Here is a 15,721-nt window from a genome sequence, read left to right as displayed (position 1 = left end):
CAGGACAAGATAGTGGCCCGGCCGCAGGCCGAGTTGACCACCGAGGGAGTCGGCGCCCAGCGCCCAGGCCGGGATGGTGCCCAGCGGGTACGTCGCCACCCCGGCGGACGGCCCGGTGGGCGGCGGCCCGGCGCGGACGGCCCGGCCGGCGCAGGCGCGCACCGACTCGGGCCTGCCGGTCCGGGTCCGCCAGGCGAGCATCGTGCCCGAGCTGCGCGACGAGCCCGCCGAGGCCGACCACGACGAGGACACCGTACGCCCGCCGGAGCAGGTGCGCCGGATGATGAGCTCCTACCAGACCGGCACGCGGCGCGGCCGTACGGACGCCGCCCGGCTGCTCGGCGGTGCCGGCGGCCGGACCGAGGCCGGGGCCGACGACGGAGCCGAGGCCGACGAGGGACCTGACGTCGGCGACCAGCAAGCGACCTGACCGGCGCCGCCCGCGCGGCGGGAAGACCCCGCGGCGAGGCGGTCAGCCCAGACGAGCACGGCGACAACAGCCGGGGGAGAAGAGGACGACGAGTGGCGCAGAAGACGGCTTCGAGTGCCGACCTGACGTGGTTGCTGGATGACCTGGTCGGCCGGGTGAAGCAGGCCGAGCACGCGGTCGCGCTCTCGACGGACGGCCTGCTGATGGCCGCCTCGGGAGGGCTCAGCCGCGACGACGGAGAGCACCTGGCGGCGATGGCGGCGGGCATCCAGAGCCTGGCCCGGGGTGCGGGCAAGCGCTTCGGCGGCGGGCAGGTGCAGCAGACCATCATCGAGATGCAGTCGTCGTTCCTGTTCGTCACGGCGGCCGGACGCAACGCCTGCCTCGCCGTCCTCGCCAGCGAGGACGCCGACGTCGGTCTGATCGCATACGAGATGGCGATGCTGGTCACCCGCGTCGGTAAGTACGTCGCGTCGCCGTCGCGGACCGAGCAGCCGACCGGCGAGAAGTAGCCGCGATGACGGTGCAGGGGGAGTCCGCCGAGCACCAGTGGGTCGACGACCATGCCGGCCCGGTCGTGCGCCCCTACGCGGTGACCCGCGGCCGGGCCCGGCCGGTCACCGGCACGTTCGACCTGATCTCCCTGGTGACGGCGACCCGCGCGGACGTGACCCCGGAGGTCGGACTGGGTCCGGAGCACCTGGCGATCGTCGGGCTCTGCCAGCGGATCCAGTCCGTCGCCGAGATCGCCGCCCACCTGGACCTTCCGGTGGGCACCATCCGGGTCCTGCTCGGTGATCTGGTGGCCCGCAGCCTGGTGCAGGTGCGCGAGCCACAGACCACGGCCGGCCTTCCCGACAACAGCGTTTTCGAGGCGGTAATCAATGGACTACGGGCACTCTGAGCGGCCGGCGGGAGCGACGCCACTGCCCACCGCGATCAAGATCCTCGTCGCGGGCGGCTTCGGCGTGGGCAAGACCACCATGGTCGGCGCGGTCAGCGAGACGCGCCCGCTGCGCACGGAGGAGGTGCTGACCGAGTCCGGCGTCGGCATCGACGACCTGTCCGGGGTGGAGAGCAAGACGACCACCACCGTGGCGATGGACTTCGGCCGCATCACCATCAGCGACGACCTGGTGCTCTACCTCTTCGGCACGCCGGGGCAGGACCGCTTCTGGTTCGTCTGGGACGAGCTGGCGCTCGGCGCCATCGGCGCGGTGGTGCTCGCCGACACCCGGCGGCTGGCGGACTGCTTCCCCTCCATCGACTACTTCGAGGGGCGTGGCACGCCCTTCGTGGTCGCGGTGAACTGCTTCGAGGGCGCGCGGAAGTACCGGCTCGACGAGGTGCAGGCGGCGCTCAACCTCGATCCCGGGGTGCCCGTGCTGCTCTGCGACGCCCGGCAGCGGGAGTCGAGCAAGGAGGTGCTCATCACGCTGCTGGAGCACGCCATGAAGACGCGCGACGCCCGCCGCCGCGCCGCCGCGGCCGACTAGGAACCGCCTCCGCCGGTACCGGCTCCCGCCGGGGCCGGTGGGGTCGCGCCACCGGCTCCCGCGGAGCCGGCGGGTCGCGGAAACGAGAGGGCCCCCTGCCGAACGGCAGGGGGCCCTCTTCCGTGTCGTCAGCTGGCGATCATGCGGCGCAGGACGTACTGCAGGATGCCGCCGTGGCGGTAGTAGTCCGCCTCACCCGGGGTGTCGATCCGCACCACGGCGTCGAACTCGACGCCGGTGTCGGTGCTGACCTTCACCGTACGCGGGGTCTCGCCGTCGTTGAGCGCGGTCACCCCGGTGATGGTGAACGTCTCCGTGCCGGCCAGGCCCAGCGACTCGGCGGTCTCGCCGGCCGGGAACTGCAGCGGGAGCACGCCCATGCCGATCAGGTTCGAGCGGTGGATCCGCTCGTACGACTCGGCGATGACCGCCTTGACGCCGAGCAGCATGGTGCCCTTGGCCGCCCAGTCGCGCGACGAGCCGGAGCCGTACTCCTTGCCGGCCAGGACGACCAGCGGGACGCCCGCCTCCTGGTAGGCCACCGAGGCGTCGTAGATCGACGTCTGCTCGCCGGTCAGGTGGTTGACCGTGAAGCCGCCCTCCACCCCGGGGACCAGCTGGTTCCGCAGCCGGATGTTGGCGAAGGTGCCCCGGATCATGACCTCGTGGTTGCCCCGGCGGGAGCCGTACGAGTTGAACTCGTGGCGCGGCACGCCGTGCTCGGCGAGGTACTTGCCGGCGGGGGAGTCGGCCTTGATGGAGCCGGCCGGGGAGATGTGGTCGGTGGTCACCGAGTCGCCCAGCTTGGCCAGCACCCGCGCGCCGCTGATGTCGACGACCGCCTTCGGCTCACGCTGCATCCCCTCGAAGTACGGGGGCTTGCGCACGTACGTGGAGTCGCCGTCCCAGGCGAACGTGTCGCCGGTCGGGGTCGGCAGCGACTGCCAGCGCTCGTCGCCGGCGAAGACGTCGGAGTATGCGGCGCTGAAGCCGGTGGCGCCGATCGCCGAGGCGATGACGTCCTGGATCTCGGCGCTGTTGGGCCAGATGTCGCGGAGGAACACCGGGTTGCCCTCGCTGTCCTCGCCGATCGGCTCGTTGGCCAGGTCGATGTCCATCGTGCCGGCCAGCGCGTACGCCACCACCAGCGGCGGAGACGCCAGGTAGTTCATCTTGACGTCCGGGTTGATCCGGCCCTCGAAGTTCCGGTTGCCGGAGAGCACCGAGACGACCGCCAGGTCGGCCTCGTTGACCGCGGCCGAGACCTCCTCCGGCAGCGGGCCGGAGTTGCCGATGCAGGTGGTGCAGCCGTAGCCGACCAGGTGGAAGCCGAGCTTCTCCAGGTAGGGCGTGAGGCCGGCCCGCTCGTAGTAGTCCATGACGACCTTGGAGCCCGGGGCCAGGGTGGTCTTCACCCACGGCTTGCGGGTCAGGCCCTTGTCGACGGCGTTGCGGGCCAGCAGGGCCGCGCCGATCATGACCTGCGGGTTGGAGGTGTTGGTGCAGGAGGTGATCGCGGCGATCACCACCGCGCCGTGGTCCAGCTCGTACTCGACGCCGTCGGCGCCGGTGACGCGGATCGGGTTGCTGGCGCGACCGCCGGAGCCCACCGCCGCGGTCTCCAGGTCACGCGGGGCGTCGGCCGGGTCGCTGACCCCGTTGGCCGGCGGGTCGCTGGCCGGGAAGGACTCGGCGCTCGCCTCGTCGGCGTGGCCCTCGGCCCCGAACGGCTTCTCGAGCTGCGGCACGCCCGGCTTGCGGGAGCGGTCGCCGCCGGTCTCGTCGGCGGCCACGTAGTCGGTCAGCGCGGAGCGGAACAGCGTCTTGGCGTTGCCCAGCGGGACGCGGTCCTGCGGCCGCTTCGGGCCGGCCAGGGACGGCTCGATCGTGCTGAGGTCGAGCTCGAGGCGCTCCGAGTACTCCGGCTCGGCGTCCGGGTCGTGCCAGAGGCCCTGCTCCTTGGCGTACGCCTCGACGAGCGCGACCTGCTGCGGGTCCCGGCCGGTCAGCTCCAGGTAGCGGACGGTCTCGGCGTCGATCGGGAAGATCGCGACGGTGGAGCCGTACTCCGGGGACATGTTGCCGATGGTGGCCCGGTTGGCCAGCGGCACGGCGCTCACGCCGGGGCCGTAGAACTCGACGAACTTGCCGACCACGCCGTGCTTGCGCAGCATCTCGGTGATGGTGAGCACCAGGTCGGTGGCGGTGGTGCCGGCAGGCATCTCGCCGGAGAGCTTGAAGCCCACCACGCGCGGGATCAGCATGCTGACCGGCTGGCCGAGCATCGCGGCCTCGGCCTCGATGCCGCCGACGCCCCAGCCCAGCACGCCCAGGCCGTTGACCATCGTGGTGTGCGAGTCGGTGCCGACCACGGTGTCCGGGTACGCCTGGCCGTTGCGCTCCATGATCGTACGGGCCAGGTACTCGATGTTGACCTGGTGCACGATGCCGGTGCCCGGCGGGACGACCTTGAACTCGTTGAACGCGGTCTGGCCCCAGCGCAGGAACTGGTAGCGCTCCTTGTTGCGCTCGTACTCCAGCTCGACGTTGCGCTGGAAGGCGTCCTCGCGGCCGAACAGGTCGGCGATGACGGAGTGGTCGATGACCAGCTCGGCCGGGGCGAGCGGGTTGACCTTGGTGGCGTCGCCCCCGAGCTCGCGTACGGCCTCGCGCATGGTGGCCAGGTCGACCACGCAGGGGACGCCGGTGAAGTCCTGCATGAGCACCCGCGCGGGGGTGAACTGGATCTCCACGCTGGGGTCGGCGGTGGGGTCCCAGCCGCCGAGCTGCCGGATGTGGTCGGCGGTGATGTTCGCGCCGTCCTCGGTCCGCAGCAGGTTCTCCAGGAGGATCTTCAGGCTGTAGGGGAGCCGTTCGTGGCCCTCCACCTTGCCGATCTTGAAAATCTCGTAGCTCGCGTCTCCGACGCGTAGCTGGGTCTTCGCACCGAAGGTGTCGAGGCTCGCCACGTCGTACTCCTTCACACCAGCGACCGTGAGTAGTCCTGAGCAGTCTGTCGCACCGGCCGGAGTGCCGCCGTGGTTAGGGGACACTTACCGCCGATTCTCGTCTTCAACAAAACCGTACGTCCGTCTTGCTATCTGTGCAACCTCGTGCCATCGTTCGGGACGAGGAGGTACCACCATGATCCATCACGCTCAGCTCGCCTGCCCACGCGGCTCCGAGGATGCCTCGCGGGCCTTCTACGTCGGGGTGCTCGGGATGACCGAGAAACCCAAGCCGCCCGCGCTGGCGGCCCGTGGCGGCTGCTGGTTCACCGGGCACGGCATCGAGCTGCACCTGGGCGTGGAGGACGACTTCCGCCCGGCCCGCAAGGCCCACCCGGGCCTCCTCTGGCCCGACCTGGACGCGCTCGCCGACCGGCTCGCCGCCGCCGGGCACCCGGTCACCTGGAGTGACGAACTGCCCGGGATGCGCCGGTTCCACGCCCACGACGTGCACGGCAACCGGCTGGAGTTCCTCGCCCCGATCGGCTGACCGGGTGGCCCCACGCGACCGCCCGCCGCTCGACGGCAAGGGCCGCCGGCCCCCACCACGCCTGCCCCGTCTGTGCGGGCAGCTCGACAGCGGCCGTGCGGTGCAACCGCTGCGGTGACCGGGTGACCGGTCTCTGTGCGATCCGGGCGCGGCCGCCGTGGGCGGAAACGCGACGGCTGCCACCATGACCGCATGGAGATCTGGAACAACCCGTCCTGTTCGAAGTGCGCCGCCGCCCGCTCCGCCCTCGACGAGGCGGGCGTGGGTTACGGGGTGCGCCCCTACCTGGACCGCCCGCCGAGCGCGGCGGAGCTGACCGAGGTGCTGCGCCGGCTCGGCGCCCGGCCCTGGGACGTGTGCCGCACGCAGGAGCCCGCCGCGGTGGCCCTCGGCATGGCCGACTGGCCGCGGGACGAGGCGGCCGAGCCGCGGTGGATCGACGCGATGGTGGCCGCTCCGGAGCTGATCCAGCGGCCCCTGCTGCTGCTCGACGACGGCAGCGCGCTCGTGGGGCGTACCCCGGAGGCGGTGGCGGAGGCGGTGCGCCGCAGCGCCGTGCCGCCCTCCACCGGCGCGGAGCCCGGCGGCCCCTCGCCCCGCTGAGGCGGCGCCGCGTTTCCATCGCTGACCGCCGGGAATGCGGCCTGCTCGGAGTGCCTCCGCCGCACGCCGAGGAGGAGGATCGGATGCCGCGCCAGAGCCTGTCCACCGCCACCCCGCAACGGCTCACCCCGGTCGCCGGGGCGCCGCTGTGGTGCGACGCGCGCGATTTCGGGCTGCGCGGCGACGGCGTGACGAACGACCAGCCGGCGCTGTCCGACCTGGTGGACCGGCTCGGCGAGGGGTACGCCGCCGACGGGCGGGCCCGGGTCATCTACTGCCCGCCGGGGATCTACTCGATCCGGGACGCCGGCACGGTGTGGCGCAGCGGGGTGTCGCTGATCGGCGCGGGTCCCGGGGCGACCCGGTTCCTGCTCAGCAACGAGGGGAACCGGGCGGAGCCGACGCCGCTGGCGTTCTGGACCACCGTGCAGCACGGCGCGAGCCGCGACCGGCACATCGCCGACTGCACCTTCGCCGACTTCGAGATCGACGGCTCCGGGGTGGCGATGGTGGAGTACAGCTACCTCGCCAAGGGCCTCGGCCTCCAGTACGTGGTGCGCGGCGTCTTCCGCAACCTCTACATCCACCACACCGGGGCGACCGGCCTCGGCTGCGACTTCCTCCAGGACAGCCTGATCGACGGGGTGGTCGTGGTCGGCTGCGGCCGCCTGGACAACGGCGAGGAGATGGGCGGGGCCGGCATCGGCGTGGGCATCGGCGGGTGGGGCGACGTGGAGCGGCTCACCATCGCCAACTGCACCACCGTCGGCAACGGCACCAACGGGATCTTCCTGGAGTTGCAGAAGGACTACTGGACGCCGCCGCGCGGCTACCGCATCATCGGCTGCCACAGCCAGGCCAACCGGTTCGGCATCTCCGACTGGGGCGCCGACGGCCTGATCGTCTCCGCCTGCACCCTCACCGGCAACCTGGAGGCCGGCTTCGACGTCTCCGCCAACGGTACGGCGGGGATCGCGGGTAGGGGCGGGATCGTCAGCGACTGCGTCATCGACCGCAACGTCCGCGACGGGATCAGCATCGGCAACACGCCCGGCCCGTACACGATCCGTGGCAACCGGATCAGCGCCAACGGCGAGTACGGCCACCACGAGCACGACCTCGGGCACGGCTACCGGGGCGCGGCGGCGGACGTGGTCGTCGACAGCAACGAGTTCTGGGACAACGGCCTCGACGCGATCCGGATCGACCGGCCGATGACGGACGCGGTGCTGGTGAACAACCGGATCCGCAACAACGGGCGACGGCACGCGCCGGCGACGACCGGTGGGGGCGAGGCGGTGCGCTACCAGGACCGCTCCGTCACCGACCGGACGGCGCACTGGCCACGCGACGGGCACCGGGGCAAGGTGGTGCGGGTCGGGTCACGGACGGCGGTGGTGGTGTCCAACACGGACACCGAGCTGACGCTCGCCGAGGTGCGGGCGGACTCGCCGACGGGCTGGAACGAGGACACGCCGCCGGCCGGCTCGGCCTACGAGCTGCCGGCCGCCCCGCCCGTCCGGGCCGGGATCACCGTCAACGCCCCGGTCGACAACGCCACCGTGCGGGGCAACCGCGTCTGGGACCGCGACGCGCGGACCCAGACCCACGGGCTCTGGATCACCCCGGAGGGCAGTTGCGTGTCCTGCCGGATCGAGGACAACGACTTCGCCGGCAACGCGGACGGGCCGGTGCGGCTCGACACCCCGCCGATCGGCGGGCGCTGGGACCGCAACCACCACGACGAGGGCTGACGCCCGGGGCGGTCAGCGCGCGTCGTCGGCGGGCGCCGTGGCCGCCGCGTGCCGGTCGCGCAGCCGGGCCCGGATCTCCTCCGGGGTGTACGCCCGGCGCCGCCGTTCCGCCCGGGCGATCACCACGCCGGACGCCGCGACGCCGGCGAGACCCGCGAGCCCGAGCACCTTCCACCACCGCATCCGTTGCCGCATCGGCCTAGGGTAGACCCTCATGAGCATCAGCCTGGACGAGGCAGTGGAGCTGACCCGCACCGGCGACGTGTGGGTGTTCCGGGGCCGCAGCGTGCCGGACCGGGCCATCCAGTTGACCACCAACAGCCCGGTCAACCACGTCGGCATGGCCGTGGTGCTGGACGACATGCCGCCCCTGATGTGGCACGCCGAGCTGGGCAGGTCGCTGCCCGACATGTGGTCCGGCAGCCACCAGCGCGGCGTGCAGCTGCACGACCTGCGGGACGCCGTCTGCGTCTGGGCCAACCGGTACGGCCAGCGGGCCTGGCTGCGTCAGCTCGACCCGCCGGCCGACGCGGAGATGGAGAACGCGGTGCTGCGCACCGTCGCCCGCCTCGACGGCACGCCGTTCCCGTCCACCGCCCAGCTCGCCTGGCGCTGGCTGCGCGGCCGGGTTCCGGCGGTGCGGATGCCGGGGCTGCCCAGGCCGGCGCGGGACCGCTCCGGCGCGTCGGCGCGCGACCGGGCGCTGGAGACGGCGTACTGCGCCGAGGTGGTCGCGGTGACCTACGAGGCGATGGGGCTGCTCCCCGCCGGGCGGCGGCCGAACTGGTACGACCCGGGCCGGTTCTGGAGCGGCGACGACCTCGGCCTGGCCGGCGACGCCCGGCTCGGCGCCGAGATCGAGGTGCGCATCCCACCGCGCTGAGGTTTGGCGCGGTGGCCGGCAGGCAAATGCTGTCCCCGTGACAGCATCCACCGATCTCGACACGCTGACCGACTTCTTCGACCGGTACGGCGTGGCGCTGACCACCGGCGACCTGCCCGCCATCGCCGGGTGTTACGCCCTGCCGGGGCTGGTGGTGGCCGACACCTACAGCTTCGCCTTCACCTCCCCGGCGGCGGTGGCGCTGTCCTTCGTGGGCGCGGCCCCCGACTACCAGGAGCGCGAGCTGATCGCGGCGCACGCGGCCATCGAGGACGTGCAGCCGATGTCGGCGCTGCTGACGATGGTCGCGGTCGAGTGGGAGTTCCTGGACAGCCAGGGCCGGACGGTACGCGGCGAGCGTTACCGCTACCTGCTGCGGCACACCGAGGACGGCCCGGTCATCTGCACCGTCGTGCGCACCGCCTGACCCGGGGGCGAGCCGATCCGTCCCGCGACGGCAGCCGTTCTCACCCTCCACCGTGCCGTCGCCGACCGTTAGGCTGCCTCCGACGACGGCTGGAGGAGAGACATGTCCGGCATCCGCCGAGCATCGAGCAGGTCCTACGGCACGACCGCCATCGCGTCCTCACCCTGGATCGTGGTGTCCGTCGGCGTCGGGGTGATGGTGGTGCTGCTGGTCATCGCGCTCGGCGCGTACCGGGGGCGCGGCCCCGCGTACGAGGCGCAGCCCGGCCCGCCCGATCCGACCCTCGCCCTGCCCGATCCGCGCCCCTCGGCGAGCAGCCCGGCGACGACCTCGTCGCCGTCGCGGCGGGAGTCGGCCTCGTCGTCCGCCCGCCCCAGCCGGTCCGTCCGCCCCACGCCGGGTCCCAGCCGTACGCCGTCGCCGACGGCCAGCGCAAGCGCCGACGCGGTGCTGGTGGTGCCCCCGTCGTCCCCGTCGCCGCTCAGCGGGCGGTACCGGGTGGTGGAGCAGTTCCACGGCGGATTCGTCGCCGAGGTGCAGGTCAGCAACACGTCGTCGACCGCGCGGGGGTGGACGGCGCGGCTGGTCTTCCCCGGTGGGCGGTTGGGCAGCGCCTGGCTGGAGGGCACGGTGCAGGGGACGGCCAGTCGCACCGAGGACGGCTTCACCTACCGCAGCGGCCAGCACCTGGCCGGCGGCGCGTCGGTCACGCTGCGCTTCCACGTCGAGAACGCCGACAGCCGCCCGACGAGCTGCACCGTCGACGGTGGCGCCTGCCGCATGTCGTAGGTCACCGAGGCACCGCACGCACGGCCCGGCGCGTACGCGCCGGGCCGCGCCTTTTGCAAGCGAGCTGTCTTGTTGCGACTCGGTTTGCAAGGGATTGCAGAATGTTTCGGCAAGGACTAGCGTGCGGGCGAATCAGCGACCAGAGGAAGGCCGTCGATGAAACCCCCGCCGATGTCCCGCAAGGCCCTGCTCGCCCTCGTCTGCATGCTCGCCCTCACCCTCGTGGGCACCCCGGTCGCCGTACGCCAGCTCGGGGCCGACGCCACCGACGGCACCGCCGGCACGGGCCCCCTCGCCGCCGCCGGCGCCGCGCAGTGGCGCGCCGAGCCGTCGGCGGAGGCGCTGCTCGCCGCCGGCAGCGGCCAGGCCCGCGCCGAGCAGTTCTACTTCGTCCTGCCGGACCGGTTCGCCAACGGCGACCGGCGCAACGACGCCGGCGGCCTGGCCGGGGACCGGCTCGCCACCGGCCTGGACCCGACCGACAAGGGCTTCTACCACGGCGGCGACCTCAAGGGCGTGACGGACCGGCTCGACTACATCGAGGGGCTCGGCACGACGGCCATCTGGCTCGCCCCGATCTTCAAGAACCGTCCCGTCCAGGGCACCGGGTCCGACGTCTCCGCCGGCTACCACGGCTACTGGATCACCGACTTCACCCAGGTCGACCCGCACTTCGGCACGAAGGAGGACCTCAAGCGGCTGGTGCGGCTCGCCCACCAGCGCGGCATCAAGGTCTACCTCGACGTCATCGTCAACCACACCGCCGACGTCATCAGGTACGCCGAGGACAAGTACACCTACGTGGACAAGGCGACCTCCCCCTACACCGACGCGCAGGGGCGCCCCTTCGAGGACCGCAACCACGCCGACGGCACCCGGGGCTTCCCGAAGGTCGACACGACGTCGTTCCCGTACACCCCGACGTTCGCGAACCCGGCCGACGCGAGAGTCAAGGTCCCGGCGTGGCTGAACGACCCGACGATGTACCACAACCGGGGCGACTCCACCTTCGCCGGGGAGAACAGCGAGTACGGCGACTTCTTCGGCCTCGACGACCTGTGGACCGAGCGCCCCGAGGTGGTGCGCGGGCTGACCGACATCTACTCCGAGTGGGTGGCCTCCACCGGCGTGGACGGCTTCCGGCTCGACACCGTCAAGCACACCAACCTCGACTTCTGGCCGCAGTTCAGCCAGGGCATCGAGCGCGCCGCCGACCGCGCCGGCAAGAAGGACTTCTTCATGTTCGGCGAGGTCTACAGCGCCGACCCGGAGATCACCTCGACGTACGTGCGGCGCGGCGGCCTGCCGGCCACCCTCGACTTCGCCTTCCAGGAGGCGGCGCGCGGCTACACCGCCGGCGACGGCTCCGCCAGGGCCCTCGCCGACGTGTACGCCCGCGACGACCTCTACCGCTCCCGCGACACCGACGCCCGCCGGCTGACCACCTTCCTCGGCAACCACGACATGGGCCGGATCGGCTCGTTCATCGCCGGCGGCGGCACCGACCCGACCACCCACCTGCGCCGCGACCGGCTCGCCCACGAGCTGATGTTCCTCACCCGCGGCCAGCCGGTGGTCTACTCCGGCGACGAGCAGGGCTTCACCGGCCCGGGCGGCGACAAGGACGCCCGGCAGGACATGTTCGCCTCGAAGACCCCCGACTACCTCGACGACGACCTGCTCGGCACCGACCGCACCCACGCGAGCGACCAGTTCGACCGGGCGCACCCGCTCTACCGGGCCGTCGCCGAGCTGGGCGCGCTGCGCCGGGCGCACCCGGCCCTGCGCGACGGCGTGCAGGTCACCCGGTACGCCGCCGACGGCCCCGGCGTCTTCGCCTTCTCCCGGATCGACCCGAAGCAGCGCACCGAGTACGTCGTCGCGGTGAACAACGCCGCGACCGCGCAGACTGTCACCGTGGACACCTGGTCGGCCGGCGCCACCTTCACCGGCGTCTACGGCGGCTCGGCCGCCCCGGTCGCGGCCGGCGACGGCAGGCTGACGCTGACCGTGCCGCCGCTGTCGGCCGTGGTGCACCGCGCCGGCACGCCCGTCGCGCTGCCCGACGCCGCGCCGAGGATCACGGTCACCGCCCCGGCGCCGGGCGAGCCCGTCGCGACGAAGGCCGCCGTCACCGCCCAGGTCACCGGCGACCCGCTGGCCACCGTGACGGTCGCCGCCCGGGTCGCCGGCGGCCGGTGGACGCTGCTCGGCAGCGCCGAGACGGCCCCCTACACCGTCCACCACGACCTGACCGGGCTCGCCGGCGGCACGCGGATCGAGTACAAGGCGGTCGTCCGCGACGGCAGGGGCCGCACGGCGACCGCCCGGTCCACGGCCACCGTCGGCACCCCGGCACAGTCCGCCTCCCGCGACTGGGCGGTGGTGCACTACCAGCGCCCCGCGGGCGGCTACGCCGACTGGGGCCTCTACGCCTGGGGCGACATCGACCCCGCGTACGCCACCGAGTGGCCCAAGGGCCAGCCGTTCGCCGGCGAGGACTCCTACGGCCGCTTCGCCTGGGTCAAGCTCAAGCCGGGCGCCAGGTCCGTCGGCTTCCTGGTCGTCGACAAGGCCGGCAACAAGGACGTGGAACAGGATCGGACGATCGACGTGACGAAGACCGGCGAGGTCTGGGTCAAGCAGGGCGACCCGGCGACCTACCCGAGCCGGCAGGCCGCCACCGGCGAGCCCGACCCGCCGGTGGAGGAGGGCACCGCCGTCGTCCACTACCGCCGCGCCGACGGCAACTACGACGGCTGGGGCCTGCACCTGTGGGACGGCGCGGCCACCCCGACGGACTGGGCCAAGCCGATGGCGCCCACCAGCGTCGACTCCTTCGGCGCCGTCTTCCGGGTGCCGCTGGCCGCCGGCGCCACCGGGCTGAGCTACATCGTCCACCGCGGCGACGAGAAGGACCTCCCCGACGACCAGCGGCTCGACTTCGCCGCCGCCGGCCGGGAGGTGTGGCTGCTCGCCGGCACGCCCGGGCGGCTGCTGCCGGCCACCGCGTCCGGCGCCGCCGGGGACGTCGACATCACCAGGCAGAAGGCGCACTGGATCGACCGTTCGACCGTGGCCTGGCAGACCGGGCCCACCGACGGCCGGACGTACGCCCTGGTCGCCGCCCCGGCCGGCGGGGTCACCGTCGCCGACGGCGAGCTGGCCGGCACGTACACGACGCTGCCGCTGACCGCGCAGCGCAACGGGCTCACCGAGGCCCAGCGCGCGGCCTTCCCGCACCTGTGGGCGCACCGGAGCTTCACCCTGGACCGGCGCGACCTGGCCAGGGTCCCCGCCGCCCTGCGCGGGCAGCTCCTGGTCACCGAGCGGGACGCCGAGGGCGCCCTGCTCGCCGCGACCGGCGTGCAGATCCCCGGCGTGCTCGACGACGTCTACGCCCGGGCCGTCGAGGCGCGCCTCGGGCCGACCTTCGCCGGCGGCGCGCCGACCCTGGCGCTCTGGGCGCCGACGGCGCGGCAGGTGTCGTTGCAGCTCTTCGACTCGCCCACCGCGCAGCCGAGGACGATGGCGATGCGCCGTGACGACCGCACCGGCGTCTGGTCGGTGCGCGGCCCGCGCGACTGGCGGAACAAGTACTACCGCTACCAGGTCCAGGCGTGGCAGCCGGCGACGCAGCGGCTGGTCACCGCCTCGGTGACCGACCCGTACTCGCTGGCGCTGGCGCCGGACTCCACGCACAGCCAGATCGTGGACCTGGCCGACCCGGCGCTCGCCCCGCCGGGCTGGTCGAAGCTGCGCAAGCCGGCGGCGGTGCCGTCGACGAAGGTGCAGATCTCCGAGCTGTCGGTGCGGGACTTCTCCGTCGCCGACACCACCGTGCCGGCCGAGCGGCGGGGCACCTACCTCGCCTTCACCGACCCCGGCAGCGCCGGCATGAGGCACCTGAAGGCGCTCGGCGACGCGGGGGTCACCCACCTGCACCTGCTGCCCGCGTTCGACTTCGCCACCATCCCCGAGCGCCGCGCCGACCAGCGGCAGCCGGCCTGCGACCTGGCCGCGCTGCCGCCGGACTCCGAGCAGCAGCAGAGGTGCGTGGCGGCGGTCGCGGACACCGACGGCTACAACTGGGGGTACGACCCGCTGCACTACACCGTGCCGGAGGGCGGCTACGCCGTCGACCCGGCCGGGGCGAAGCGCACCACCGAGTTCCGGCAGATGGTGGCCGGCGTCAACGGCGCCGGGCTGCGCGTGGTGATGGACGTCGTCTACAACCACACCTCGGCGGCCGGCGCCGACCCGAAGTCGGTGCTCGACCAGATCGTGCCCGGCTACTACCACCGCCTGCTCGACGACGGCACCGTCGCCAACTCGACGTGCTGCGCCAACACCGCCCCGGAGCACGCCATGATGGGCAAGCTCGTGGTGGACTCGCTGGTCACCTGGGCCCGGGCGTACAAGGTGGACGGCTTCCGCTTCGACCTGATGGGCCACCACCCGAAGGCGAACATCCTGGCCGTGCGCGAGGCGCTCGACGAGCTGACCCTCGCCCGCGACGGCGTGGACGGCAGGAGGATCCTGCTCTACGGCGAGGGCTGGAACTTCGGCGAGGTGGCGAACGACGCCCGGTTCACGCAGGCCACCCAGGCCAACATGGCCGGCACCGGCATCGGCACCTTCAACGACCGGCTCCGCGACGCGGTGCGCGGCGGCGGGCCGTTCGACGCCAACCCCCGGGTGCAGGGCTTCGCCTCCGGGCTGTTCACCGACCCCAACGGCGACCCGGTCAACGGGTCGGCCGCCGAGCAGCGGGCCCGCCTGCTGCACCAGCACGACCTGATCAAGGTCGGCCTCACCGGCAACCTGCGCGGGTACCGGTTCACCGACTCGTCCGGCCGCCAGGTGACCGGCGCGCAGGTCGACTACAACGGCTCGCCCGCCGGCTACACCGCCGCGCCGGGGGAGGCGGTCACCTACGTCGACGCCCACGACAACGAGATCCTGTACGACGCCCTGGCGTACAAGCTGCCGCAGGACACCCCGGCGGCGGACCGGGCGCGGATGCAGGTGCTGGCGTTGAGCACCGTGGTGATGGGGCAGGGCACCGGGTTCGTCACCACCGGCACCGAGCGGCTGCGCTCGAAGTCGCTGGACCGCAACTCCTACAACTCCGGCGACTGGTTCAACCAGATCCGGTGGGACTGCGCCCAGGGCAACGGGTTCGGCGCCGGCCTGCCGCCCGAACAGGACAACCGCGACAAGTGGTCGTACGCCAAGCCGCTGCTGGCCGACCCGAAGCTGGTCCCGGACTGCGCGGCGATCGACCTGGCCGACGCCCGGTACGCCGAGCTGCTGCGGATCCGGGCCTCCTCGCCGGTCTTCGGGCTCACCACGGCGGAGCAGGTGCAGCGGCGGGTCGCCTTCCCGCTCTCCGGCGCGGCCGAGACCCCCGGCGTGCTCACCATGACGCTGGACGGACGCGGCCTCGACGGGCGCTGGCGGTCGGTGACGGTGGTCTTCAACGCCACCGGTGACACGGCGACGCAGCGCCTGGCCGGGCTGCGCGGGGCGGACGTGGCGCTGCACCCGGTGCTGCGCACGTCGGCGGACGAGGCGCTGCGGACGGCCTCGTTCGACCGGGCGAGCGGCACGTTCACCGTGCCGGCCCGCAGCGTGGCGGTCTTCGTCCAGCGGTAGGCGCACGTGGTCCGGCCCCCTTCCGCGTCAGCGGAAGGGGGCCGGGCCGTCCCCTGCGTCAGCCGGTGCGGCTGATGGTCACGTGACCGGTTCAGTTGGCGCAGCCGGTGACGTTGGTGCAGTTGCGGGGTTCGTTCTTGGTGATGATGGTTTTGTTGTCGAGGTTGACGGTGGCGTTGTTGG

The 15,721-nt window shown here is 73.0% G+C and carries 14 protein-coding genes; 11 read left to right on the top strand and 3 right to left on the bottom strand.

Going from position 1 to position 15,721, the window contains the following annotated elements:
* Positions 1–201 (bottom strand): hypothetical protein (locus ACWENR_RS24245; protein WP_452279261.1); only part of this gene is annotated, 201 nt, incomplete at its 3' end.
* A gap of 1 nt (position 202) precedes the next feature.
* On the opposite strand from ACWENR_RS24245, the gene ACWENR_RS24240 reads away from it, so the two are divergent.
* From ACWENR_RS24240 to ACWENR_RS24225, 4 genes are all read left to right on the top strand, one after another.
* A complete protein-coding gene (locus tag ACWENR_RS24240) occupies positions 203–430 on the top strand; it encodes a hypothetical protein (protein ID WP_452279260.1) in 228 nt (75 codons plus the stop codon).
* A 92-nt stretch (positions 431–522) separates the two neighbouring features.
* Entirely contained in the window at positions 523–942 is a 420-nt protein-coding gene (locus tag ACWENR_RS24235) for a roadblock/LC7 domain-containing protein (RefSeq protein ID WP_452279259.1), read from the top strand.
* Between the two features lie 5 nt (positions 943–947).
* On the top strand, positions 948–1,334 hold the full coding sequence (locus ACWENR_RS24230; protein WP_091105308.1) for a DUF742 domain-containing protein: 387 nt from the start codon (positions 948–950) through the stop codon (positions 1,332–1,334).
* Complete coding sequence (locus tag ACWENR_RS24225) at positions 1,315–1,926, top strand: GTP-binding protein (protein ID WP_452279258.1); 612 nt, start codon at positions 1,315–1,317, stop codon at positions 1,924–1,926. Before ACWENR_RS24230 ends, ACWENR_RS24225 begins: the two co-directional genes overlap by 20 nt.
* 128 nt (positions 1,927–2,054) lie before the next feature.
* Here the strand turns inward: ACWENR_RS24225 and ACWENR_RS24220 are convergent, their stop codons facing one another.
* Positions 2,055–4,910: an aconitate hydratase gene (locus tag ACWENR_RS24220; RefSeq protein WP_452279257.1), complete on the bottom strand. Its 2,856-nt coding sequence runs from the start codon at positions 4,908–4,910 to the stop codon at positions 2,055–2,057.
* A 160-nt stretch (positions 4,911–5,070) separates the two neighbouring features.
* Between ACWENR_RS24220 and ACWENR_RS24215 the strand changes: the two genes are divergently transcribed.
* The 3 genes from ACWENR_RS24215 to ACWENR_RS24205 all read left to right on the top strand — a co-directional run bounded on the left by ACWENR_RS24215 (position 5,071) and on the right by ACWENR_RS24205 (position 7,781).
* Entirely contained in the window at positions 5,071–5,424 is a 354-nt protein-coding gene (locus ACWENR_RS24215; protein WP_452279256.1) for a VOC family protein, read from the top strand.
* Positions 5,425–5,616: 192 nt separating this feature from the next.
* Positions 5,617–6,027, top strand: a complete 411-nt coding sequence (locus ACWENR_RS24210) for an ArsC/Spx/MgsR family protein (RefSeq protein ID WP_452279255.1) — start codon at positions 5,617–5,619, stop codon at positions 6,025–6,027.
* A gap of 83 nt (positions 6,028–6,110) precedes the next feature.
* Positions 6,111–7,781 (top strand): right-handed parallel beta-helix repeat-containing protein, encoded by a 1,671-nt coding sequence (locus ACWENR_RS24205; RefSeq protein ID WP_452279254.1) that lies wholly within the window; start codon positions 6,111–6,113, stop codon positions 7,779–7,781.
* 12 nt (positions 7,782–7,793) lie between these two features.
* Here the strand turns inward: ACWENR_RS24205 and ACWENR_RS24200 are convergent, their stop codons facing one another.
* On the bottom strand, positions 7,794–7,976 hold the full coding sequence (locus tag ACWENR_RS24200; RefSeq protein ID WP_452279262.1) for a hypothetical protein: 183 nt from the start codon (positions 7,974–7,976) through the stop codon (positions 7,794–7,796).
* 19 nt (positions 7,977–7,995) lie between these two features.
* On the opposite strand from ACWENR_RS24200, the gene ACWENR_RS24195 reads away from it, so the two are divergent.
* The 4 genes from ACWENR_RS24195 (at position 7,996) to pulA (ending at position 15,538) form a co-directional block, all read left to right on the top strand.
* A complete protein-coding gene (locus ACWENR_RS24195) occupies positions 7,996–8,664 on the top strand; it encodes a hypothetical protein (protein ID WP_452279253.1) in 669 nt (222 codons plus the stop codon).
* A gap of 37 nt (positions 8,665–8,701) precedes the next feature.
* Positions 8,702–9,091, top strand: a complete 390-nt coding sequence (locus tag ACWENR_RS24190; RefSeq protein ID WP_452279252.1) for a hypothetical protein — start codon at positions 8,702–8,704, stop codon at positions 9,089–9,091.
* A 102-nt stretch (positions 9,092–9,193) separates the two neighbouring features.
* Positions 9,194–9,880, top strand: a complete 687-nt coding sequence (locus ACWENR_RS24185; protein ID WP_452279251.1) for a cellulose binding domain-containing protein — start codon at positions 9,194–9,196, stop codon at positions 9,878–9,880.
* 156 nt (positions 9,881–10,036) lie between these two features.
* Positions 10,037–15,538, top strand: a complete 5,502-nt coding sequence (pulA, locus tag ACWENR_RS24180) for a pullulanase-type alpha-1,6-glucosidase (RefSeq protein ID WP_452279250.1) — start codon at positions 10,037–10,039, stop codon at positions 15,536–15,538.
* Positions 15,539–15,721 lie beyond the last annotated feature (183 nt).

It is taken from the genome of Micromonospora sp. NPDC004336 (assembly GCF_053602615.1).
The sequence above is the reverse complement of the archived record's forward strand: the minus strand, read 5'-3'. Positions and strand labels throughout refer to the sequence as shown.

What these genes read in the sequence shown, in the direction of transcription:
- ACWENR_RS24205 (WP_452279254.1), top strand. Translation starts at nt 6,111, where the DNA reads ATGCCGCGCCAGAGCCTGTCCACCGCCACCCCGCAACGGCTCACCCCG.
- ACWENR_RS24210 (WP_452279255.1), top strand. Translation starts at nt 5,617, where the DNA reads ATGGAGATCTGGAACAACCCGTCCTGTTCGAAGTGCGCCGCCGCCCGC.
- ACWENR_RS24200 (WP_452279262.1), bottom strand. Translation starts at nt 7,976, where the DNA reads ATGCGGCAACGGATGCGGTGGTGGAAGGTGCTCGGGCTCGCGGGTCTC.
- ACWENR_RS24225 (WP_452279258.1), top strand. Translation starts at nt 1,315, where the DNA reads ATGGACTACGGGCACTCTGAGCGGCCGGCGGGAGCGACGCCACTGCCC.
- pulA (WP_452279250.1), top strand. Translation starts at nt 10,037, where the DNA reads ATGAAACCCCCGCCGATGTCCCGCAAGGCCCTGCTCGCCCTCGTCTGC.
- ACWENR_RS24215 (WP_452279256.1), top strand. Translation starts at nt 5,071, where the DNA reads ATGATCCATCACGCTCAGCTCGCCTGCCCACGCGGCTCCGAGGATGCC.
- ACWENR_RS24230 (WP_091105308.1), top strand. Translation starts at nt 948, where the DNA reads ATGACGGTGCAGGGGGAGTCCGCCGAGCACCAGTGGGTCGACGACCAT.
- ACWENR_RS24185 (WP_452279251.1), top strand. Translation starts at nt 9,194, where the DNA reads ATGTCCGGCATCCGCCGAGCATCGAGCAGGTCCTACGGCACGACCGCC.
- ACWENR_RS24195 (WP_452279253.1), top strand. Translation starts at nt 7,996, where the DNA reads ATGAGCATCAGCCTGGACGAGGCAGTGGAGCTGACCCGCACCGGCGAC.